At 65.4% G+C, this 22,685-nt stretch carries 19 protein-coding genes; 13 read left to right on the plus strand and 6 right to left on the minus strand.

Annotated features, from left to right (window positions below; all coding sequences use genetic code 11):
* Window positions 1-6: 6 nt before the first annotated feature.
* The gene (locus tag N825_RS13385) at window positions 7-891 is read right to left on the minus strand and encodes a tetratricopeptide repeat protein (RefSeq protein WP_037452285.1); all 885 of its coding nucleotides are present in this window, start codon (window positions 889-891) and stop codon (window positions 7-9) included.
* A gap of 50 nt (window positions 892-941) precedes the next feature.
* Here N825_RS13385 and N825_RS13390 point away from each other — a divergent pair, with 50 nt between their 5' ends.
* The 6 genes from N825_RS13390 to N825_RS13415 all read left to right on the plus strand — a co-directional run bounded on the left by N825_RS13390 (window position 942) and on the right by N825_RS13415 (window position 5,633).
* Window positions 942-1,841: an SDR family oxidoreductase gene (locus tag N825_RS13390; protein WP_037452288.1), complete on the plus strand. Its 900-nt coding sequence runs from the start codon at window positions 942-944 to the stop codon at window positions 1,839-1,841.
* A 121-nt stretch (window positions 1,842-1,962) separates the two neighbouring features.
* Window positions 1,963-3,330 carry a hypothetical protein gene (locus N825_RS13395; protein ID WP_037452291.1) on the plus strand — a complete coding sequence of 456 codons (1,368 nt, stop codon included), beginning with the start codon at window positions 1,963-1,965 and terminating at the stop codon, window positions 3,328-3,330.
* Between the two features lie 155 nt (window positions 3,331-3,485).
* The gene (locus N825_RS13400; protein WP_037452294.1) at window positions 3,486-3,692 is read left to right on the plus strand and encodes a hypothetical protein; all 207 of its coding nucleotides are present in this window, start codon (window positions 3,486-3,488) and stop codon (window positions 3,690-3,692) included.
* Window positions 3,693-3,778: 86 nt separating this feature from the next.
* The gene (parS, locus tag N825_RS13405) at window positions 3,779-4,210 is read left to right on the plus strand and encodes a type II RES/Xre toxin-antitoxin system antitoxin (RefSeq protein ID WP_037452297.1); all 432 of its coding nucleotides are present in this window, start codon (window positions 3,779-3,781) and stop codon (window positions 4,208-4,210) included.
* The gene (locus N825_RS13410; RefSeq protein WP_037452300.1) at window positions 4,210-4,656 is read left to right on the plus strand and encodes an RES family NAD+ phosphorylase; all 447 of its coding nucleotides are present in this window, start codon (window positions 4,210-4,212) and stop codon (window positions 4,654-4,656) included. The genes parS and N825_RS13410 overlap by 1 nt, the downstream gene beginning before the upstream one ends.
* Window positions 4,653-5,633, plus strand: coding sequence for a quinone oxidoreductase family protein (locus tag N825_RS13415; RefSeq protein ID WP_037452303.1), 981 nt, complete (start codon window positions 4,653-4,655; stop codon window positions 5,631-5,633). The genes N825_RS13410 and N825_RS13415 overlap by 4 nt, the downstream gene beginning before the upstream one ends.
* A 33-nt stretch (window positions 5,634-5,666) precedes the next feature.
* Here N825_RS13415 and lepA read toward each other — a convergent pair whose 3' ends face one another.
* Window positions 5,667-7,469, minus strand: coding sequence for a translation elongation factor 4 (gene lepA / locus N825_RS13420; RefSeq protein WP_037452307.1), 1,803 nt, complete (start codon window positions 7,467-7,469; stop codon window positions 5,667-5,669).
* 263 nt (window positions 7,470-7,732) lie between these two features.
* Between lepA and N825_RS36495 the strand changes: the two genes are divergently transcribed.
* Complete coding sequence (locus tag N825_RS36495) at window positions 7,733-8,365, plus strand: TIGR02466 family protein (RefSeq protein WP_051512293.1); 633 nt, start codon at window positions 7,733-7,735, stop codon at window positions 8,363-8,365.
* Window positions 8,366-8,392: 27 nt separating this feature from the next.
* Here N825_RS36495 and N825_RS13430 read toward each other — a convergent pair whose 3' ends face one another.
* The 3 genes from N825_RS13430 to N825_RS13440 form a co-directional block, all read right to left on the minus strand.
* Window positions 8,393-9,007, minus strand: a complete 615-nt coding sequence (locus N825_RS13430) for a DedA family protein (protein WP_063833768.1) — start codon at window positions 9,005-9,007, stop codon at window positions 8,393-8,395.
* Window positions 9,008-9,169: 162 nt separating this feature from the next.
* Window positions 9,170-11,245 (minus strand): bacteriohemerythrin, encoded by a 2,076-nt coding sequence (locus N825_RS13435; RefSeq protein WP_051512296.1) that lies wholly within the window; start codon window positions 11,243-11,245, stop codon window positions 9,170-9,172.
* Window positions 11,246-11,489: 244 nt separating this feature from the next.
* Window positions 11,490-14,846 (minus strand): maltotransferase domain-containing protein, encoded by a 3,357-nt coding sequence (locus N825_RS13440; RefSeq protein ID WP_037452313.1) that lies wholly within the window; start codon window positions 14,844-14,846, stop codon window positions 11,490-11,492.
* A gap of 166 nt (window positions 14,847-15,012) precedes the next feature.
* On the opposite strand from N825_RS13440, the gene N825_RS13445 reads away from it, so the two are divergent.
* Window positions 15,013-15,849, plus strand: a complete 837-nt coding sequence (locus N825_RS13445) for a polyphosphate kinase 2 family protein (protein ID WP_037452315.1) — start codon at window positions 15,013-15,015, stop codon at window positions 15,847-15,849.
* 7 nt (window positions 15,850-15,856) lie between these two features.
* Here the strand turns inward: N825_RS13445 and N825_RS13450 are convergent, their stop codons facing one another.
* A complete protein-coding gene (locus N825_RS13450; protein WP_051512298.1) occupies window positions 15,857-17,215 on the minus strand; it encodes an MFS transporter in 1,359 nt (452 codons plus the stop codon).
* Window positions 17,216-17,640: 425 nt separating this feature from the next.
* Here N825_RS13450 and N825_RS40340 point away from each other — a divergent pair, with 425 nt between their 5' ends.
* The 5 genes from N825_RS40340 to N825_RS13475 all read left to right on the plus strand — a co-directional run bounded on the left by N825_RS40340 (window position 17,641) and on the right by N825_RS13475 (window position 22,676).
* Window positions 17,641-18,435 carry a UDP-2,3-diacylglucosamine diphosphatase gene (locus N825_RS40340; RefSeq protein ID WP_037452317.1) on the plus strand — a complete coding sequence of 265 codons (795 nt, stop codon included), beginning with the start codon at window positions 17,641-17,643 and terminating at the stop codon, window positions 18,433-18,435.
* On the plus strand, window positions 18,432-19,454 hold the full coding sequence (locus N825_RS13460) for a glycosyltransferase family 4 protein (RefSeq protein ID WP_037452319.1): 1,023 nt from the start codon (window positions 18,432-18,434) through the stop codon (window positions 19,452-19,454). Before N825_RS40340 ends, N825_RS13460 begins: the two co-directional genes overlap by 4 nt.
* Before the next feature lie 78 nt (window positions 19,455-19,532).
* Window positions 19,533-20,816 (plus strand): 3-deoxy-D-manno-octulosonic acid transferase, encoded by a 1,284-nt coding sequence (locus N825_RS13465; RefSeq protein WP_037452320.1) that lies wholly within the window; start codon window positions 19,533-19,535, stop codon window positions 20,814-20,816.
* On the plus strand, window positions 20,813-21,796 hold the full coding sequence (gene lpxK, locus N825_RS13470) for a tetraacyldisaccharide 4'-kinase (protein WP_037452533.1): 984 nt from the start codon (window positions 20,813-20,815) through the stop codon (window positions 21,794-21,796). The genes N825_RS13465 and lpxK overlap by 4 nt, the downstream gene beginning before the upstream one ends.
* A complete protein-coding gene (locus N825_RS13475; protein WP_037452323.1) occupies window positions 21,786-22,676 on the plus strand; it encodes an LpxL/LpxP family acyltransferase in 891 nt (296 codons plus the stop codon). The genes lpxK and N825_RS13475 overlap by 11 nt, the downstream gene beginning before the upstream one ends.
* The last annotated feature ends 9 nt before the right edge of the window (window positions 22,677-22,685 follow it).

Raw genomic sequence — 22,685 nt, forward strand, 5'->3', positions numbered from 1 at the left:
GACGCGTCATTTCGCCGGCGGCTTGCCCTCCGCTTCGGCGCCCTGAAGCCGCGCCAAGTTGTCGGAGGCGGCCTTGGCGCTGGTGGTGTCGGGATCGATCCGCATGACGCTGCGCCAGTCGGACTTGGCGCCGTCGGGGTTGCCGGTGACCGCCCGCAGGTTGCCGCGCAGCAGCAGCGCTTCCGGGTTGCCGGGCTCCAGGGCCAGGGCGACGCCGACATCCTCCAGCGCCTTGCTGTCGTTGCCCAAGGCGCGGAAGGCGCCCGCCCGGTACAGGTAGGGCTCGGCGCGTTTCGGCGCCATGCCGATCGCCCGGTTCAAGTCCTCGATGGCGTCCCAGTAGCGTTCCGACTCGGCCCGCGCGAAGGCGCGGTCGACCAGCAGCTCCGGATCGCGCGGGCTCCGGTCGATCGCGGCCGTATAGGCTTTCTCCGCCTTGTCGCTGTCGCCAGCCCGAAGCCATGCCCAGCCGGCGCGCGCCAGCAGGCTCGACGCGCCTTCCGGCGTGTCCTTGCCGAGGGTCGGCACGAGGTCCTCCAGCCGCGTGGCCGAGGCCTGGAACTGGCCCTGGTGGAATAGCGCCATCGCTTGGCACAAGCGCGCCATGTCACCGCCGCCCCGATCCTGCCACGTCAGGGCGCTTTCGAACGCGGCCTTGGGGGTCTTCTCCGCCATCTGGAGACAGGATGCGGCTTGCCGCGCGCGTTCGACCGCCTCTCGGTCCGGCGCCGCGTGGGGAGCGGGCTTGCGCTCCGCGGCGCTGGCGGGAAGTGCCGCGACAAGCGTGGCGAGCGCTAACGCGCTGACCGCCCCGCGGAAGATGGCTGGGCGGGACAGGGCCAAGCGAAACAGGGCGGGCGGGCTGGTCATGGGAGCGTTGTATCTGGTCATGGTGGCTCCTAAGTTCGGGCCTGGAGTTTCCAAGCGCAAGGCCAACCATCATGCAGCCACCGCCAACGCCCCGGCTCTTCTGCTTCGGCCTCGGTTTCAGCCCGCTGGCCTTCATCGATCTGGTCCAGCCCGAAGGCTGGCGCGTCGCCGGGACGACCCGCGGAGCCGACAAGGCGGCGGCACTGGCGGCGCGCGGCATCGAGACGCACCTGTTCGACCGCGGCAGGCCCCTGCACGATCCCACGGCGGCACTCGCCGGCACCACCCACCTGCTCACCGCCGTGCCGCCCGATGCCGACGGCGATCCGGTGCTGGACCATCACGCGGCCGACATCGCCAGCCTGATGCCGAACCTGCGCTGGGTCGGCTACCTGTCCACCACGGGGGTCTACGGCGACCACGGGGGAGCCTGGGTCGATGAGACCACGCCGACCGAGCCGACCGGCAGGCGCCAGAAGCAGCGTCTGGCGGCGGAGGAGGCTTGGCTTCGGCTTTGGCGGGAGCGGGGCGTTCCCGTCCACCTGTTCCGGCTGGCCGGCATCTACGGGCCTGGCCGGAGCGCCATCGACTCGGTCCGAAGCGGGACGGCCCGCCGGATCGACAAGCCAGGGCAAGTCTTCAGCCGCATCCATGTCGAGGATATCGCCCGCGTGCTGAGGGCCTCGATCGACCGCCCCAATCCCGGAGCCGCCTACAACCTGTGCGACGACAACCCCGCCGCCGGCCACGAGGTCACGGCTTTCGCCTGCGAGCTGCTGGGCGTCCAGCCGCCGCCGCTGGTGCCGTTCGATCAGGCTGAACTGTCGCCGATGGCGGCGAGCTTCTACGCCGACAATAAAAAGGTCCGCAACGATCGGATCAAATCGGAGCTGGGAGTCACGCTGAAATATCCGGACTATCGTCCGGCCCTGCGCGCCCAACTCGACCGGGAGGGTGACGAGACCACCTGACCTGTGGCATCTCCCCGTATATACGTCAGCATACTAACATTTTGCGTCGAATTGTCACATCTTCGGATCAGGGACCACTCCGTCAGGGAGCACCGGTTCCATGCACTGAAGAGTTGGCGACATGGGCACAAGCGAGTTGTTGGACAAGATCAAGGTTGGCGTCCGCGATTTCCTGGCGGAGGAACAACCCGCTCCCGCGCCCCGGCGGCAACCCTCGGTCGTGACGCCCGCGCGTGAGGCAACCGAAGATCCAGGCCAGCATTCGCCCGCCGGCTTCGCCATCGAACTGGCGCATATCCTGGAGCATCAGCCCCGAGCGGCCGCCGGCCGCATCCACCTGATCGGGCTGGAGCCGATCCGCGCCCGCCTGGGCGATCGCTGGACGATGCTCCAGGATAACATCCACTTGCTGGCCAGCAAGGTGATCGCCCAGCATCTCGGTGCAGGCGACGTGTTCTGCCGCTATGGCACCCTCGACTATCTGATCGCGTTCTCCAGCCTGACGCCGGTCGCGGCCCGCCTGAAGTCGGTGGTGATCGCCCAAGCCCTTTACAGCCACTTCCTTGGCGACACCGATCTGGACGGCGTCGTAATCCGGACGGCGGTAGGCCAAGTCGATGGCAGCGTCGTCTTCGAGGAGAATTCCGTCAACGGTCTGCTGACCCGGTTCGCCCAATCCCTGGAACCGGAGACGTCGGCCCAGCCGATCGGCCTCGACGCGGGCAGCCCTTCGCTGGCGAGCCCTTCCCTGGCGAGCCGGATCGACTGGCTCTACCGGCCCATCCTGGACCGGCGCCACGCCGTGATCTCGACCTGGTGCTGCACCCCCATCACCCGACCGACGCATGGCGCGTTCCACGAGCGGGTCCAGGAGGGCTACGCGACCCTTGGCCCGGACGCGGGAGCCGATCAGATCGCCGAGCTGGACCGGCTGACCTTGAGCCGGGCGTTCGGCGACCTGACGGATCTGCTCGCCAACCGCTTCAGCGTCTTCATCAACGCCCCGATCCATTTCGAGAGCCTGGGCAACAGCCGGACCCGCATCGGCATCCGGGACCTGCTGCAAAAGACCAGCGACCAGTTGAGGCGCTTCCTGGTCCTGGAGATGTATGGGGTGCCGGATGACATCTCCCGGGTGCGGCTGCTGGAAATGGCCGGCATGCTGCGCCCATTCTGCCGGTCGGTGCTGCTGGCGGCCGACCCGCGTGCCCATGGCATCATCCATGCGAAGGAATGCGGCATCCACGGCGTCGGCTTCGATCTCTCCGGCGGCATCCCCGGCGAGTTGGACAGGGTGTGCAGGATGCTGGAGCGCGGCGGCGTCCGCGTCGCCCTGACCGGGATCAAAACCACCGCGCAGGCTGAAACCGCCGCAGCGGCCGGCGTGACATACCTGGGGGGTCCGCGGATCGGACCTCCCGGTGAGGTCCCGGCGAACATGGTGCGGTACGACTGGAACGACCTGCTGGCGGAGCGTTGCCCCTTGTGACCGGCCGCGTGACCGGTTCTGGGCGGCCCCGAGGGATACCCCTAACTTGTAATGGAATTCGGGCGACAGGATGCCGCACGGCGGTAAACCGATCGGTAAAATGCAAAACGTCATAAACTTGCATTAAGCTGGTATTTCAAAGCGGAGGAAATGCCATGCGCAAAGACATGAACGAAAATTGCCAGCCCGTCTTCCTGATCGTCGGCTCATCCGGCGAGCGGGGTATCATCAACCACACGATCATGGAACTGCCGAGCGCATCCGCCGGCGACATCGTCGGCAAGGACATCGCGGCAAGGCTGAACAATGGCGGTGCGGCCAGCGATCGAGCCTATTTCAGGGTGGTGTCGGCCCCGGCTTGATGCCACCCGGCGCTAACAGCGGACCTCTTGAAGGGCGCGCGATTTAACCTTAAGCTTCCGAGGCGTCGCGCCAAGAGGTTGAGGGAATGACCAACGCCGATCAGGTGATAGCCTTAGTCGGGGGTGAGAAGACCATCGGCCGCGGACTGGCGAGCGAGTTGGACATCGCGCGGCTGATCCGCGGCGGCCTGCCGGTGGATGTCGTCGACCACCTGCTTGACCTTGGGGTGATCAGCCAAGCCGAGGTCGATCGCATCATCGCGTCCCCCAAACAGTTGATGGAACGCCGGCGCAAGGGGTGCCTCACGCCCGACCAGTCCGGCCGCGTCATCCGGGTAGCGCGGGTGATCGCGGACGCGATGGAAACCTTCCGGTCACCGGACAAGGCCCTGACGTGGCTTCACCGCCCCAGCGCGGCGCTGGAGGGCGAGGTTCCACTCGACCTGCTCGACACCGAGGAGGGCGCCCGCGTGGTCGAGCACCTATTGTGCCGGATCGCCCACGGCATGGCGGCCTGATGCGCGTCTGGCGCCTGACCCGCCTGCCCTTCGCCGACCTTTCCGGTGCCGGCGCCGATTTGCTCGGCGGACGCTGGACGTCCCCCAGGACACCGGTGGTCTATGCCGCGATGGACGCGGCGCTTGCCGCCCTGGAGATGCGGGCCAACCTGGACCTGGACTTCGATCTGATCCCAGATGATTACGTCCTGCTGGGGATCGACACCAACTATCTGGCCTTCGAGGACGCGACGGAGTTGGACAGCCCAACGGAACGCCGCGCCTTTGGCGACCGTTGGCTGTCCGAGGGCCGATCGGCCCTGCTCCGGGTGCCCTCCTCCATCGTCCCGGAGAGCCACAACATCCTGATCAATCCGCGTCACCACGACGCCCGCCATGCCCGCGTCGCGTGCCAGCGACCCTGGCGCCCCGGCGTTCAAGCCCAATCACCTGGAGCGACCCGATGACCACCTCCCAAGCGATCCGCATCCACGCGTTCGGATCGCCCGACGTGATGCGGCTGGAGACGATGGATATCCCGGAGCCGGGTCCGGCCGAGGCGCTGGTGCGGCAGACCGCCGTCGGCTTCAACTACATCGACGTCTACCAGCGGAGCGGCACCTATCCGCTCCCCCTGCCCTCCGGCCTTGGGCACGAGGCGGCCGGCGTCGTCGAGGCGGTCGGACCGGATGTCGAGGGCATCGCCGTGGGCGACAGGGTAGCGTACATGAACGCCGGCCTGGGCGCCTACGCCAGCCTCCGCAATGTCGAAGCAGCGAAGCTGGTGCCGATCCCCGGAGAGATCACCGACGAACAGGCCGCCTCCCTGCTGTTCAAGGGCCTGACCGCGCAGTACCTGCTGAAGAAGACGCACGCCGTCAAACCGGGCGACATGGTGCTGGTCCACGCGGCCGCCGGCGGCGTCGGACAGATCCTGTGCCGGTGGGCCAAGGCGTTGGGAGCGTATGTCGTCGGCACGGCGGGGTCGGTGGAGAAATGCGAGGTGGCGCGCGCCGCAGGCTGTGACGTGGCGATCGACTACAAGCAACCAAACTGGGCGGAAACGCTGCTGCGGGAGACCGGCGGTAGGAAAGCCACCGTCGTCTATGACTCGGTAGGGCGCGACACCTTCCTCACGTCGCTCGATCTGGCGGCGCCCTTCGGGCTGGTCGTGATCTATGGCGCCGCATCGGGCCCGGCACCCGCGATCGAGCCCGAACTGCTCAACAAGAAGGGCAACCTGTTCCTCACCCGCCCCTCGGTGTTTCCCCACAACGCCGATGCCGCGTCGTTGCGGGCGAACTCGGCCGACCTGTTCGCGGCGATCGCGGCGGGCCACGTCCGGTCCGAGATCGGCCGAAGCTTCCCACTCTCCGAAGCCGCGGATGCCCACCGCGCCGCCGAGGCGCGCGCCACGACAGGCGCCATCCTGCTGATCCCCTGACGCGGAGTCATCCCCGCGTCGGGAACCGGCGTCCTAGCTGTCGTTCATCTTGAGGGCGGCGATGAAGGCGCTCTGCGGAATCTCGACTTGGCCGAACTGCCGCATCCGCTTCTTGCCCTCCTTCTGCTTGTCGAGCAGCTTGCGCTTGCGGCTGATGTCGCCGCCATAGCACTTGGCGAGGACGTCCTTGCGCATCGCGCTGATGGTCTCGCGGGCGATGACGCGGCTGCCGATCGCGGCCTGCACCGCGATCTTGAACATCTGCCGGGGGATCAGCTCCTTCAAGCGCTCACACAGGGCGCGACCGCGCTTTTCGGAGGCGGCGCGGTGGACGATGGTGCTGAGCGCGTCGACCGGCTCGGCGTTGACCATGATCGACAGCTTGACGAGGTCGCCCTCGCGGTACTCGTCCCACTGATAATCGAAGCTGGCATAGCCGCGGCTGATGCTCTTGAGGCGGTCGTAGAAGTCGAACACGACCTCGTTGAGCGGCAGCCGGTAGATCATCATGGCACGGCTGCCGGCGTAGGTCAGTTCGATCTGCTCGCCCCGCCGGTCGGTGCAGAGCTGGAGAACGCTGCCGAGATACTCGTCCGGCAGCATGATCGTCGCCTTGATCCAAGGCTCCTCGATCTTCACGATCCGGACGGGATCCGGCATGTCGGCCGGATTGTGCAGGTCGATGACGGAGCCGTCGTTCATGTGGATCTTGTAGACCACAGACGGGGCCGTCGTGATCAGGTCCAGGTTGAACTCCCGCTCCAGCCGCTCCTGGATGATCTCCAGGTGCAGCAGGCCCAGGAAGCCGCAGCGGAAACCGAAGCCCAGCGCCGCCGACGTCTCCGCCTCGAAATGGAAGCTGGCGTCGTTCAGCGCCAGCTTGCCCAGGCTGTCGCGCAGGTGCTCGAACTCGGCGGCGTCGGTCGGGAACAGGCCGCAGAACACGACCGGGACGGAAGGCTTGAAGCCCGGCAGCATCGTCTGCGATGGCCGCTTGTCGTCGGTGATGGTGTCACCGACCTTGGTCTCGGTGATGTCCTTGATGCCGGCGGTGATGAAACCCATCTCGCCAGGCCCCAGCACGCCGGTCAGCAGCGCCTTGGGCGTGAAGACGCCGACGCGATCGATCTCGCGCGCGGCCCCGCTCGCCATCATCCGCATCTTCATGCCGACCTTGAGCTGGCCGTCGACCACGCGCACCAGGACTACGACGCCCAGGTAGGGATCGTACCAGCTGTCGACCAGCAGCGCCTTGGTGGTGGCGTCGGGGTCGCCCTTGGGAGCGGGCAGCCGCTGGACGATCGCCTCCAGCACGTCGGGAATCCCGAGGCCGGTCTTGGCCGAGATCATCACGGCGTCCGACGCGTCCAGGCCGATCACGTCCTCGATCTGCTCCTTGACCCGGTCCGGCTCGGCGGCGGGCAGGTCGATCTTGTTGAGGACGGGGATGATCTCGTGGTTGTTGTCCAACGCCTGATAGACGTTGGCGAGCGTCTGCGCCTCGACTCCCTGGCTGGCGTCGACCACCAGGATCGACCCCTCGCACGCTGCCAGCGACCGGCTGACCTCGTACGCGAAGTCGACATGGCCAGGGGTGTCCATCAGGTTCATCTGGTACTGCTCGCCATCCTTGGCGGTGTAGAGCAGGCGGACGGTCTGGGCCTTGATGGTGATCCCGCGTTCCCGCTCGATATCCATGCTGTCCAGGACCTGCTCGCGCATCTCGCGCGCGTCCAGGCCGCCGCACATCTGGATCATCCGGTCGGCCAGCGTGGACTTGCCGTGATCGATGTGGGCGATGATGGCGAAGTTACGAATATTCTTGAGCTCGGTCATGCCTGCGCCAAAAACCTGAAGATTAGGCGGCACCATAGGGCCGCGACGCCGCGCGCGCAACGGAGACATGCGGCAACGCAGCCAGCCGTCCATCCCGCGCCGTAGGCGATTCCCGCCTCGCCGCTTGTTGTGCTAACCATGTATTCGCCAATCAACGTCGACACCGGCGAACGGTGTCGGGGAAGCGGCCAGAGTTCGGACCATCTTCCTGAAATCTGGCTTGGCTCCCTGGAAATCCGGCCTGGAATCCGAAAGGTATCCACATGCAGTCGATAAAACTGAACGAAGCGGTGATGTATTGTTTCGGAACGCCGCTGTTCAAGGCGCGTATCCGCGACCACGAGGCGATGAACGTCGAATTGGCGGACATCCTCCAGAAGGAACGCGCGACCAATCCGGACCACCACATGTCGGCCGTTCGCGGCTGGCAGGGTGAGAAGGACTTGTTCCAGCGGGAACATCCAGCGCTCAACCGCCTGAAGGCCCAGGTCGGCAAGGCCGTGATCGCCGTGACCCAGACCTATTTCGGACAGGCGCTGGATCCGGCGAAGTGCAGCGTCAGCGGCGAGATGTGGGGAAACATCATTCCGAACGGCGGCTACACCAAGCTTCACAACCACTCCAAATCACATTGGAGCGGCGTCTACTACATCGACACCGCCCAGATGGAGGGCGATTGGCCGGAAAACGGCTGCATCGAGTTCGTCGATCCCCGCAGCTTTCCGACCGCCTTCCACCATCCCAAGTTCTCGATGCTCCCCAGTCTGACCATCAAGCCGGAAAATGGCCTGATGGTGCTCTTCCCCGGCTGGCTGAACCATTACGTCCACCCCTATCACGGTCCGGCCGAGCGCATTTCTATCGCCTTCAACGCGATGATCCGCGTGGACGACTAGAGGTCCCTGAAGTTCGGGCCGCCGTCCTCACTCCGCCTGGGCGGGCACGTTCCGGCTGGTGACCACCGGTTCGGGCGGAGGGGCCGGGCGGCGGCGCGACATCTTGAACAGGACGAGGATCGCGATCAGGAAGGCCGCCAGCATCAGAAGGCCGAAACCGGTCGCCAGATCGCCCAGGATATGCTGCAAGGCCATGCCGGCCAGATAGCCGGCGCCGGCGAAGCAGACCGCCCAGACACCGGCGGCGATGAAGTTCAGCATGGCGAAGCGCGACCACGGCAAGCCACTCATGCCCATGGCGAAGGAACTGAAGTTGCGGACCCCGTAGATGAACCGGAAACTCAGCACGAACCCGGTGCTATAGCGCTTCAGCAGACTGAGCGCGTGATCGACTCCGGGTTTCCAGCGGGGAAAACGCAGCAACAGCCGGGCTCCATACCGCCGGCCGATCAGAAAGTAGAGTTGGTCACCCAGGAAGCTACCCAGCCACGCGAAGCAGATCAGTGTCGGCAGATCGAGGATCCCCTCGCGCGCCGCCACTCCGGAGAATATGACGAACGTCTCGCCTTCTAAAAATGTCCATGCGAAAACAATGGCATAGTAATAGTTACCATACTCTCTGATGGTCTCCAGAATATCCACCGCGCGCTCCTCGGACTGGCCGATTCTTTATGAGTTCGTCCCACTCTATCGGGATTCGTTCCGATTGCATACCGCGATGGTGACCTTTGGATCAATGCGCTGTGATCGCCATCACGGGCGAAGGGTCATGGCCGTTCGAGGGTAGGCACCGGAGGTAGCCTCTCAGGCCGCCTCGCGGATGGGCGAGCGCCGCGCGGCCGCGTAGCGGGCGACCGCGCCGTCGAAGCCCTTGATATGTGTCTGCCACCATCCGCCCAGCAGCCCCACCACGTCGACACCCCGGATCGCGGCACCTTGCCGGTAGTCCTCGGCCAAGGCATCCAATCGGCTGATGAACATCCGATGCTGGTCGCGGTGCTCTTCGGCCTCGGGAAAGCCGATCTTGGTCATGAAACCCTCCTCGTCCGCGAAGTGCTTCGACGCGTAGGCGCGGAGCTCGTCGAATGCGCGTGACAGCAGCTTGGGATCCTCACCGCCCTTGACGCTGAAATAGACGCGGTTGGCGAGTTCGAGGAGCTTGCGGTGCTCCGCGTCGATCCGGGGAATGCCGAACTCCAGGTCGACGCCCCACTCGACCAGCGGCGCGCTGGCCGAACCGTCGAACCGCACCCGCTTCAGGAAATCATCGACCTTCGACTTAAGGATGTCGGCCTGCTCGCCCAAGGCGGCGGCGGTCAGGTCAAGTTCCTCGGTGGCCCTGGTCGATTCGACGGCCGCCCGCTCGACCAGTCCGATGGCGCCACTGACATTGGAGGTGCCCAAGGCACCCTGCTCCGCGTTGCGGGCGATCTCGGACGTGGCGGCGTATTGTTGCTCGACCGCCGTCGATATGGCGGTGGCGACGCCGCTCATGTCCCGGTTGATCTGGACGATCGCCCCGATCGCCTCGACCGACGAGTGGGTGCTGTTCTGGATCTCGATGATCTGCCGGGTGATCTCGTCGGTCGCCTTGGCCGTTTGGGTCGCCAGAAGCTTGACCTCGGACGCGACGATGGCGAACCCCTTGCCGGCGTCTCCCGCCCGCGCCGCCTCGATCGTGGCGTTCAACGCGAGCAGGTTTGTCTGGTTGGCGATGTCGGCGATCAGTTGGACGAAGGTGCCGATCCCGCCGACCTTCTCCTCCAGCACCCGGATGGCCTCGCTGGTGACGGCGGTCTCGCCGACCGCCTTGTTCGCCATGGCGGACGCCTGGGTCGCCTGCCGCGAGATCTCGTGGATGGAAGCGCTCAGTTCCTCGGCCGCCGCGGCCACGGTCTGGACGTTGCCCATGGCCTCCTCGGACGAGCCGGCCGCCGTCGCGACCTGCCGCCGCGTCTCGATGACGCTGTCGGCCATGCGGCGCGCGTTGGCGCGCATCGCCTGATCGGCGGCCGCCAAGCCGTCCAGGACGCTGACGATGGTCATTTCGAACTCGCGGATGAAGGCTTCCAGCTGTTTTTGCTTGTTTTCCTTGACGATCCGTTCGCCCTCCTGCTCCTGGGTCAGCATGCGGGCGTGGATCAAGCCATCCTGGAAGACCGCGACGGTGCGAGCCATGTCCCCGATCTCGTCCAACCGCTTCAGGGCCGGAACCGGCAGGTCGATCGCCCCCTCGGACATCCGCGTCATCACCAGCCGCAGTTCGCCCAGGGGGCGGACGACGGAGCGGGTGACCAGCAACGCCGCGGCCAGCACCGCCGCCAACACCACGGCGAAGATGGCGCCATGGACCAGCGCCTTCTGGCGGAAAACCCGCTCGACATCGTCGACGTAGATCCCGGTTCCGACGACCCAGTCCCAACCGGGGATGCGCTTGACATAGGAGATCTTGGGCGATGGCTCGGATTCTCCTGGCTTCATCCAGCGGTATTCGACGAAGCCAGCTCCGGTCTCCCGCGCCACCTTGATGAAGGCGTCGAACATCGCCATGCCGTCGGCGTCCTTCATGTCGCGCACGTCGCGGCCGATCCGGTCCGGCAACGTGGGATGGCCGATCAGAATGCCGTCGAGATCGTTGATCCAGAAATAATTGGCGCCCTCGTACCGGAGCATCGCGATCGACTCGACGGCGGCGCGTTTGGCTGCGTCGGGGGCCATGACACCCTTGGCGGCGAGGTCGGCATGGGTCAGCGCGATGTTGGCGGCCGCGTCGACCAGATCGCGCGCCTTGAGGGCGCGGTCGTTCAGCAGTTCCGACCGCAGGCTGACGAGGGCGAGGACGCCGATGACGATCATGCCGGCCGAGGCCAATGACACCATCGCGAGAAGCCGCCCTCTCAGTCTCACACGATCAAACATCACCAACCCCCATGCGGCCGAACCGAAACACCGCGCGCGTTCCGTTGGAAAGATTCTAACCGTGGGGCTTTAATAAATTACTTTTGGATTATTTACCTCACCAATCCGACATAGGACAAACCGCCGCATGCGATACCGTCGCATCGAACCTCGCGACGGTACCGCCGAACCTTGCAGCTCAGGATCGCTCCACGATTTCAGGTGGTCAGGATCGCTCCGCCATACCGGGTGGAATGATCCGCCAGATGCCGCAGGGGTTCTGGAACGGGTCCAGATGGATCTGCTGGAACTTGCCATACCAGAAGAATCGGCCACCAGTGAACAGATCCTCGACCTCGACATGGGCGCTGTCGGGCAAACCCAACTCCCACAACGGAACCTCGATCGTGGCTCCATGGGCGGCGTGCGGGTCGAGATTGGCGGCGACAAGGATGAAATTGTCCTTGGTCGGCGTCATCTTGCCGTAATACAGGATGTTGTCATCGAAGGCGTTGTAGAATCGCAGGTTCTCGTATTCGTGCAGCGCCGGATTTTCCTTTCGGATCTTGTTCAGCCGCGTCAGGTAGGCCCGGATATTGTTCGGCCGGTCCCAATCCCACGCCTTGATCTCGTACTTCTCCGAGTTGAGGTATTCCTCCTTGCCCGGAACGGGAGCGCCCTCGCACAGCTCGTACCCGCTGTACAAGCCGTAGACGCTCGACAGCGTCGCCGCAAGGACGGCGCGCATCTTGAAGGCCGGGGGGCCGCCGGTCTGGAGGATCGGCGGGTTGATGTCCGGCGTATTGGCGAAGAAGTTCGCCCGCATGTACTGCTTGGGTTCCAGCGAGGTCAGTTCGACCAGATAATCGGTGATCTCCGGCTTCAAGTCGCGCCAAGTGAAGTACGAGTAGCTTTGTGTGAAACCGACTTTCGCCAAACGCTTCATCATCTTGGGCTTGGTGAAGGCCTCAGCGAGGAAGAGCGAGTCGGGATAGCGGTCCTGGACCTCGCGGATCATCCATTCCCAGAACGGCAGCGGCTTGGTGTGGGGATTGTCGACCCGGAAGATCCTGACGCCCTTCTCCGCCCAGAACAGGACGATGTCGCGGAACGCGTACCAGATGCCGGGCAAGGCTCCCCGGTAGAAATGGACGTTGACGATGTCCTGGTACTTCTTGGGCGGATTCTCGGCATATTTGATGGTGCCGTCCGGCCGCCAGTCGAACCAGTCCGGATGTTCCTTGATCCAGGGATGATCGGGCGAGCATTGGATCGCGAAGTCGATGGCGATCTCCAGATCGTGCTGGCGCGCCGCCTGGATCAGGCGCTCGAAATCCTCGAAGCTGCCCAGCTCGCGGTGAAGCGCGTCGTGGCCGCCCTCCGGCGAGCCGATGGCGTAGGGGCTTCCGACATCATCCTCGCCGGCGTCCAGCGTGTTGTTCTTGCCCTTGCGGAATGTGCGCCCGATCGGATGGATCGGCGGGAAGTACAGGACGTCGAAGCCCATGTCGCGGACATAGGGCAGCTTGGCGATGACGTCGTCGAAGGTGCCATGACGGTTCGGATCGTCGCTCATGGAGCGGGGAAACAGCTCGTACCACGCGGCGTAGCGGGCGGCGGTCCGATCGACGAAGCATTCCAGCACGGTCTTGTAGCGTGACCGGTTGGTCCGCTCGCCCGACCGGCGCATGGCGATGTGCAGGTCATCGGACAGCATCAGTGTGGTCGCCAGATCGTCGTCCGCCGGTCCGCCGTCTGCGCCGCCGTGGGCCAAGCGGTTCAGCGTGCGATCCATCACCTCCTTGTCGGCGCCGGTCGCCTTGGCGGTGGCGCGCTCGACCAGCTCGCGGCCCTCGATCAGCTCCAGAGTCATGACCTGACCGGCGTCGCGCTTCTTGATGAAGTCGCTCCGCCACGTCTCGAACAGGTCGCGCCACGCTTCGATCGTGTACCAATATCGGCCATTCTGGGTCAGCGGAATGGTGCCGGTCCAACGGTCGTTGTCGAAGAAGGTCAGCGGCTCCTCGCGCCAAAAGTCCTCCCCTTGGATGCGGTACCTCAGACAAGCGTTGATCTTCTCGTGACCGTCGGTGAAGACGTCGGCCCAGACCTGCAGGACATCGCCGACCTCGCGCTTGATGGCGAAGCGGCCGCCGTCAAGCTCGGGAAAGACCGCCTCGATCGCGATCCGGTCTTCCGCCAGCGTCTCCAGCAGCTTGGCCGACGCCTCGGTCCGCTCGACGCTGTTGACGCCGTTTGAGACCCTGGTCCGCGCCTCCGGGTCGCCGCGGAACACGCGCAACTCCAGGGGAGCCAGGGTGATCGGCTCGCCCGGCCGGAAAAGCTGCGGCGAGCATTGCGGCGTCACGTCCCGGAAGCCGTCATACTGTCCGCCGGTCTCCGCCAGCAACGGGCCGGGGTCGATCTTGTGGGACCGGTTCTCGTCCGGATTGATCAGGATGATGACGCAGTCCTCGACGTCGCCGGCCCCCTTGCGGCACAGCCCGACCACGGGGTTGTGGGGGGCGGTGATGCGGAACTGCGGTCCCTCCACGTTGAAGGCCGGGGTGGCCGCGCGCATCGAGTTGACGTCGGCCACGAACTGGCTGATGTCGACCTTCGGTTCCTCCCAGTCCTGGGGCGTGGTCTTGACCACGTCCACCTTGCGGGTGAAGCCGTATTCGTAACCGATCGGCATCATCACGCCGGTCGAGAAGCAGGCCGAGAACAGGTAGCGCATCTTCAGATGGGCGGCGAGCCGCTCGCTGTCCTGGCTTCCGACATCGGCGGCCATCCGGTCGGTGTCATGGCTTTCGGGAAAGGCCACCGACGGGGCGATGTGCCGGAACTGGTTGTACTGGTCCAGCAGCCAAGGCGCCTGGAAGTCCCACCATTTGGAGCTGTTGAACAGATAGTCGAAACCGGCGTCGCCCAGCGCGTCCACCTGCTCGACCGTGCAGCCCAGCGTCTCGGCGTAGAACTCGACCTCGTCATCGACCTCATGGGCCGCGTCGATCAACGAACGCCAGACGGGAGCGGGCACTTGGTACGCCGCGTCGCAACGGAAGCCCTTGACGCCCAGACCAACGTAATGGCGGACGTAATTGGCCCAATAGTCGACCAGCGCCTGCCGGGCTTCGGGGTTCTCGTAGTCCAGTTCGGCCAGATCGCCCCAGATCGTCACGTTGCTGGTGTCGACCGGATCGACGGCGCGCGGGCTGTAGAGGCTGCCGTCCGCCTCACGACGGTACCATTCGGGGTGCTGTTCCGCCAGGACCGCATCCTTGGCGGTGTGGTTGACCACCAGATCCAGCATGACGCGCAGGTTCTTGTCGGCGGCATCGCGGCAGAAGCCCCGGATCAGGTCGTCGGCGCTTTCCGTGGCACCGCCCTGGAACATGTCGTGCAGCCGGTAAGGATCCTTGACGGCATAGAGGCTGCCGGAGAAACCCGGATAATGAATGGGATTCAGAAAGACCCAGTCGAATTGCATGCCGGCGATCCGCGCCAGATGCCCCGACCAATCATGGACTGAGCCGACCAGCAGTGGAAAAAGGTTGTAGATGCGTGGTCCGAGAGTCACTAGTCCATCCTCGCAACGTTGAGCTTTCGCGGATATTTGCGGGTGGCTCCAAGCCGATTCGTCTGGCCGCCTGCCCTGCCCGCCAGTTGCCGAATAAACCAATGCGACTGAACTTAGGTTCCACGCGTTGAGTGCGAGATACCCTTCAACGACCGGGACGACTCCGATGGCCCGCACCGAGATCAAGCTCGACAAGACCAAGATCCGCCTGGACAAGCTGGACCAGGATGGCGAGCGGTTCACCGACAAGCAGGATTACGAGAAGCGGCTGGACACGCTCCAGACGGAACTGCTGCACATCCAGCAAACCTACTGGCACGAGAAGCGGCGCGCGGTACTGGTGTTCGAGGGTTGGGACGCCGCCGGCAAGGGTGGTGCCATCCGCAGGATCACCGAACCGCTGGACCCCCGGGGCTTCCATGTCTGGCCGATCAGCGCCCCCAACCCGGAGGAGCGCGGCCAGCATTATCTTTGGCGCTTCTGGCAGCGGCTGCCCGGTCCCGGCACCGTCGCGATCTTCGACCGCTCCTGGTACGGCAGGGTGCTGGTGGAGCGGGTCCAGGAGTTCGCCAAGCCGAAGGAGTGGAAGCGCGCCTATGACGAGATCAACGAGTTCGAGCGCCTGCTGCTGGATGACGGCGTCCGGATCGTCAAGCTGTTCTTCCACATAACCCAGGAGGAACAGCTCGACCGTTTCCGGGAGCGCCTGACCAACCCGTACAAGCGGTGGAAGCTGACCGAGGAGGATCTGCGCAACCGGGCACGCTGGGACGACTACATCGAGGCGGCCGAGGACATGTTCGACAAGACCTCGACCGTGGCGGCACCCTGGCATCCGATCGCCGCCAACAGCAAGTGGCACGCCCGCATCACGTCGCTGGAGACCATCACGGCGGCGCTCCGCGAGGGTGTCGACATAGCGCCGCCGCCCGTGGATCCGAAGGTGCTCGACACCGCCGCCGAAATGCTGGGCGTGCATTTCAGCGGCAAGAAGGAGACCTGAGCGGGGTTCAGCGCGGGGCCGGTCCGCGGAGGTCGGCGCCCAGGGGGGATGCCGGCCGAAGCTTCAGGTCGGCTTCCCGGCCCCGCCGGATCGCCGCCTGGACCACGAAGGTCATCAGCCCTCCGACCGTCAGGCAGGCCGCGAGGAACAGCATGGGAGCGATGGTGCTGCCGGTCTGGTCCTTGATCCAGGGAACGGCGTTCTGCGCGATGAAGCCACCCAGGTTGCCGACCGAGTTGATCGCGGCCAAGCCCGCCGCCGCCGAGGCGCCGGTGAGGAAGGTCGACGGCAGGCTCCACAGCACCGGTTGTCCGGCGAAGATACCGGCCGCCGCCCCGCACAGGAAGACGAACTGGAGCGTGTGGTCGGTGACGTAGACGCTGAGCACCAGGCAGGCGGCGCCGAACAGCGCCGGGCCGACGATGAAGGGCGTCTGCTTGCCGGTCTTCGCCGCCATCCGGGGGACGTAGTGGAGCGCGAAGGCGACGACCACCCAGGGGATGATGTTGATGAAGCCGTTGACGGTGTTCGAAACCCCGAAACCCTTGACGATGGTCGGCAGCCAGTAGCTCAACCCGTAGGCCGCCAACGGAAACGCGACGTAGTAGGCCGACATCAGGATGACGCGCGGATCGAGCAACGTCGCGAACGGGTTGATGTGACTGGTCTTGTTCATCGCCCGGTCCTCGTTCGCCAAGGTGACCCTCAGCCACTCCTTCTCCTCGGCGTCGAGGAAGCGCGCGTCGGCCGGTTTGTCGTCCAGGTATGACAGCGTGACGAACGTCATGACCACCGCCGGAATTCCGGTGACGATGAAGACCCATTGCCAGCCACGCAAGCCCAGCACACCATCCAGGTCCAGCAGCGCGCCACCGATCGGGGCGCCAATGGCGTTGGCGACGGCGCTGAAGATCATGAACGACCCGACCATGCGCCCCCGATACTCGAACGGGAACCATAGCGTCAGGACATAGAGCACGCCGGGGAAGAATCCGGCCTCGGCGGCACCCAGCATGAAGCGCAGTATGTAGAACATCACCGTGTTCTGGGTGAAGCCCAGCGCCACGGTGGTCAGGCCCCAGGTGATCATGATGCGGGCGAACCAGCGCCGCGCCCCGACCTTTTCCATGAAGACGTTGCTCGGCACTTCGAAGATGAAGTAACCGATGAAGAACAGCGACGCGCCAAGACCATAAGCGGCTTCGCTCAAGCCCAGGTCGCTGACCATCTGGAGCTTGGCGTAGCTGACGTTCTGGCGGTCGATGTAGGCGATCAGGTAGATCAGGCCTAGGAATGGCACCAGCCTCATCGTGATCTTCTTGATCACATCCGGCCGATCGATCGCGGTCGTCCCGGTGCGCTCCATGGAGTCCTCCGAACTCGTTGTTCTTCGTTCATGGGTAAACGGAGCAACAACAGCCGCTGATTGTCGGAATTCCGCGCGCAAGGAGTTTTTCCGCATCGTGGATAACGATGCCAAAAATTGTGGGCAGTAGCTGTGGCGACGTAGGTCGCGCATTTATATGGACTTATGGAGCGCCCGGTTTCTCCTGCCGGGAGAAGTTCTGCTCATTGACACTCACCAGTCGGTTTGGTGAAGCTCTGATGGATTTCTGGCGGGACGCGCTGAACCAAAATGTGTGTAGCTTATGTTACAAGTAAAATACACCCTCGTTTCAGTTCCAATAAGTTTACATTGCGAGGGATTATAGGGTCGGTTGAAGCATTGTTCCGCTCCTGTATTTAGATGTATACCGGCGCCGTCTTCGCAAGCCCTAGGGGAGCCGGCGTATGCAGCCCGACATTGGAACGCGGCATTACCGCAGCATCTGGATCTCGGACGTTCATTTGGGAACGAGGGGATGCCAAGCCGACCTGCTTCTCGATTTCCTGCGATCCAACGAGTCGGAATACCTTTATCTGGTCGGCGACATCGTCGATGGCTGGCGCCTGAAGCGGGGCTGGTACTGGCCGCAGTCCCATAACGACGTCGTCCAGAAGATCCTGCGCCGGGCGCGCAAGGGCGCCAAGGTCTTCTATGTTCCGGGAAACCACGACGAGGCCTTCCGCGACTATATCGGGCTGCAATTCGGTGGCGTGGCGGTGGTCGAGGACATCGTCCACACGACCGCCGATGGTCGCCGCTTCCTTGTGATCCACGGTGACCAGTTCGACGCGGTCGTCAAATACGCCAAGTGGCTCGCCCATCTGGGCGACAGCGCCTACACCGCCCTCCTGGCCATCAACACATGGTTCAACCATGTCCGCCGAAAACTGGGCTTCACATACTGGTCCGTCTCGGCTTATCTGAAGCAGCGCGTCAAGAACGCCGTCGAATACATCGGCGCGTACGAGACCGCCCTCGCCGACGAGGCGCGGCGCCGGGGTGTCGACGGCATCATCTGCGGTCACATCCACAGCGCCGAAATGCGTCCCATGGAGGGGGTGCTCTATTGCAACGACGGCGATTGGGTCGAATCCTGCACGGCTCTGGTCGAGCACGAGAACGGACGGCTCGAAATCATAAACTGGGCGGCTTCACGTCGCTTGCTGCCAGTCAAGCAGCCAGTCAGGGCGGCGGCGTGAGGATACTGATCGTCTCCGACGCCTGGCACCCCCAGGTGAACGGCGTCGTCCGCACCCTGATGACCGTCCGTGACGAGCTTCAGAAACTTGGTCACTCGGTCGAGGTGATCGGCCCTGACCGTTTCCGCACCATCCCGATGCCGAGCTATCCGGAGATCCGGCTGGCGCTCGGCGCCGGGCGGAAGCTGGAGCGGCTGATCCGCGCCCACGATCCGGGTGCCATCCACATCGCCACCGAAGGTCCCTTGGGCTTCGCCGCGCGGCGATATTGCCTGAGGAACGGCATCCCGTTCACGACCGCCTACCACACGCGGTTCCCGGAATACGTCCGCGACCGCATGCCGGTGCCGCTGGCGCTCAGCTACGCCCTGGTGCGGCGCTTCCACGCCCCGGCCGCGGCGGTCATGGTCGCCACCCAGACGATCGAGGACGCGCTCAAGGCACGGGGCTTCACCAACATCCGGCGCTGGTCGCGCGGGGTCGACACCGATCTTTTCCACCCCAGGGACAAGGCTTTCCTGTCCGATCCCCGACCGATCTCCCTCTATGTCGGCCGGGTCTCGGTGGAGAAGAACCTGGAGGCCTTCCTCAAGCTGGATCTGCCGGGAACCAAATACGTCGTCGGCGACGGCCCCCAGTTGGAGGAGTACCGGAACCGGTACCCGGCCGCCAAATTCGTCGGGGCCCGCCACGGCGAGGAACTGGCGAAGTTCTACGCGGCGGCCGACGTTTTCGTGTTTCCCTCCAGGACCGACACCTTCGGTCTCGTCCTGCTCGAAGCGCTGGCGTCCGGGGTTCCGGTCGCGGCGTTTCCCGTGCCGGGACCGCTGGACGTGATCGATGACCCGGCCGTCGGATGTCTCGACGACGACCTCGCCCACGCCATCGAGGCGGCCCTCGCGATCCCGGCGGAACCGTGCCGCGACCATGCGATGAAATGGTCGTGGCGTGCGTCCGCCGAACAATTCCTCAACAATCTCAGGCCACTGCGGGGTTCCGACCGATTGATTCGGTCATAAATCGAAAAGCCTTAGTGCTCTCCGACGATCGTGGTAAGGTGCCGCGCTTTTTAACGCCGGACTGGTCACCGTTCTCTGATGTTGCAGACGATCTATCGCGGGCTGACGGAAATCGGCGGGCCCGCGATACGGCTGTATCTCGCCCGCCGCCGCTCAGCCGGAAAAGAAGACCCGGTTCGCGGGGCGGAGCGGCTCGGCATCGCCTCGGTCGAGCGGCCCGCCGGCCGGCTGGCGTGGTTCCACGCGGCGAGTGTCGGCGAGTCCATGTCGGTGCTGGTGCTGATCAACCGCCTGCTTGACACGCATCCCAACCTGACCGTGCTGATCACGACCGGCACCGTCACGTCCGCCGAGTTGATGGCGCGCCGGCTACCCGAGCGGGCGATCCATCAGTATGTCCCGGTCGACAGGATGCGGTACGTGCGAGCCTTTCTGGATCACTGGCGTCCCGATCTGGCGCTGTGGATCGAATCGGAGATCTGGCCGAACATGCTGTCCGAGATCGGACGCCGGGGCATACCGGCGGCGCTGGTCAACGCGCGCATGTCGGCCGGGTCGTTCCGCAACTGGCTGCGCGTGCCGGGCTTCATCCGTCCACTGCTGTCCACCTTCAGCCTCTGCCTGGCCCAGACCGAGGTCGAGGTCGACCGGCTGCGCCGGCTGGGTGCCCGTGACGTGCGCTGTGTCGGCAATCTCAAATTCTCCGCCGAACCGCTGCCCGCGGACCCCGCCGAACTGGCGGTCCTCCGCGGCGCGTTCGGCGACCGCCCCCTGTGGCTGATGGCGAGCAGCCATCCCGGCGAGGAGGACATCGCCGCCGATGTCCACGCGGCGTTGCGCGACCGGTTGCCGGGACTGCTCACCGTCATCGTACCGCGCCACCCCCAGCGCGGCGGCGAGGTGTCCGACATGCTGGCGAGGCGGGGGCTGCCCGTGGCGCGGCGCTCGACCGGCACCCTGCCCGGCCCCGGTCACGAGGTCTATCTGGCCGACACGGTTGGCGAGCTTGGGCTGTTCTTCCGGCTGGCAGAGGTGGTCTGTGTCGGCGGTTCGCTGGTACCGATCGGCGGGCACAACCCGGTGGAACCCGCCCAACTCGGCTGCGCGGTGATCCACGGGCCGCACATGACGAACTTCTCGGAAGTGTCGGCGCAATTGGAGGCCGCCGGGGCCGCCATCACGGTTCGGGACGGCGCGGAACTGGTCCGGGAGGTTGGCGGGTTGCTGTCGGACGAGCCCGCGCGGACACGCCTGGCCGAGGCCGCCAGCGCCGTGGCGGAACGCAACCGCCGCGTGGTCGACGCCGTCGTGGAGGCCCTGGCTCCGGCGTTGACGGCGGCGGGTATCCAACCATGCCCGTGAGGACACCGGCCTATTGGTACGCCCCACCGGGATTGGCGGCGCGCCTGCTACGGCCGGCCGGCGGTCTATTCGCCGCGATCGGCAAGGTTCGCCAGGCGTCGATCACCCCGGAGCATCCCGGCGTTCCGGTGATCTGCGTCGGCAACCTCGTGGCGGGGGGCGCCGGCAAGACACCGGTGGCGCTCGCCATCGCGTCGGCCCTGACCGACCGTTCCGTCCACTTCCTCACGCGCGGCTATGGCGGGCGGGAAACCGGACCGATCCTGGTCGAGGGCGACCGCCACGACGCCGCCGCGGTGGGGGACGAGGCCCTGCTGCTGGCCCGCGCCCGCCCCACCTGGGTGGCGCGCGACCGGGTCGCCGGCGCCAAGGCGGCCGCGGCGGCGGGAGCCGAGGTCATCGTCATGGACGATGGTTTCCAGAACCCGCGGCTGGCCAAGGACCTGTCGATCCTGGTGGTCGATGGGGGCGCCGGTTTCGGCAATGGCCACGTCATCCCGGCCGGTCCCTTGCGCGAACCCGTGGCCGACGGGCTGGCGCGGGCCGACGCCGTGGTCGTGCTCGGCCGTGATGTGTCGGGCGTCGCGGAGGCCGTCGGCGCGAAGGTGCCGGTCCTCCACGCCCGGCTGGTACCGGATCCCGCCGTGGCGGGGACGCTACGAGGCCGCCGCGTCGTCGCCTTCGCCGGCATCGGCAGGCCCGCCAAGTTCTTCGCGACGGTCGAGGAGATCGGCGCCCAGCTGGTCGGGCGGATCGCCTTCGCCGATCATCACCCCTACGCGCCCGACGAGGTCATGCGGCTGGTCGAACACGCCGCCAGCCTCGACGCCGCCCTGGTCACGACCGCGAAGGACGCGGTCCGCCTGCCCCGGGACGCGCGGGAGATGGTCCAAACCATACCCGTCACGGTCGCCTGGGATGATCCCAAGGCGCTCGACCGCCTGCTTACCCTTGATGTCCCGATGGTCCATGGCCACTAGAACGAAAAACGCGAGGCTGCGCCGGCGCTATCTGGGCTATCCGCTCGAAGCGGCGCTCCTGTACCTGACCTATGGCGTGTTCTCGGCCCTGCCGCTCGATGCCGCCTCCGCGCTCGGCGGCTGGATCGGCCGCACGGTCGGCCCACGCCTGCGGTCGTCGCGGAGCACGCTGCGAAACATCGAAAGGGCCTTGCCCGAAGAATCACCGGAACGGCACCGGGAGATCCTGGTGGGCAGCTGGGACAATCTCGGCCGGGTCATGGCCGAGTATCCCCACCTTGAAAAGGTCTGGGAGCGGACAGAGCTGATCGGCCGGGACCTTGTCAAGGATTTGGTCGAAACCAGGAAGGCCACGCTTTTCTTCTCGGCACACATCGCCAACTGGGAACTGAACGTGATGGGGGCGAGCCGCAACGGCCTGGAGATGACCGCCGTTTATCGGCGTCCTAACAATCCCACCGCCGGCAAGCTGATCGACCGCGTCCGGGCGGTCACTGGCAGTCACTTCGTTCCGAAGGGCCGGGAGGGCGCCCGTGAGATCATCGCCACGCTGCGGAACGGCGGCAGCGTCTGCATGATGATCGACCAGAAGATGAACGACGGCATCCCCATCCCGTTTTTCGGCCGCGATGCCATGACCGCGCCGGCCATCGCGCAACTGGCCCTGCGCTTCGACTGCGCCATCATTCCAGTGATGACCGAGCGGCTGAAGGGCGCCAACTTCCGGCTGACCGTCTTCCCGCCGATCGACGTGCCCAGGACCGGCGACCGGGAAGCCGACATCCGGGCGCTGATGGTCGAGATCAACCGTATCGTGGAGAGCTGGGTACGCGCCCGGCCGGAGCAGTGGCTGTGGCTGCACAGCCGCTGGCCGGTCTGACGTCCTCCG

The sequence above is a fragment of the Skermanella stibiiresistens SB22 genome, assembly GCF_000576635.1.
Lineage (GTDB): Bacteria > Pseudomonadota > Alphaproteobacteria > Azospirillales > Azospirillaceae > Skermanella > Skermanella stibiiresistens.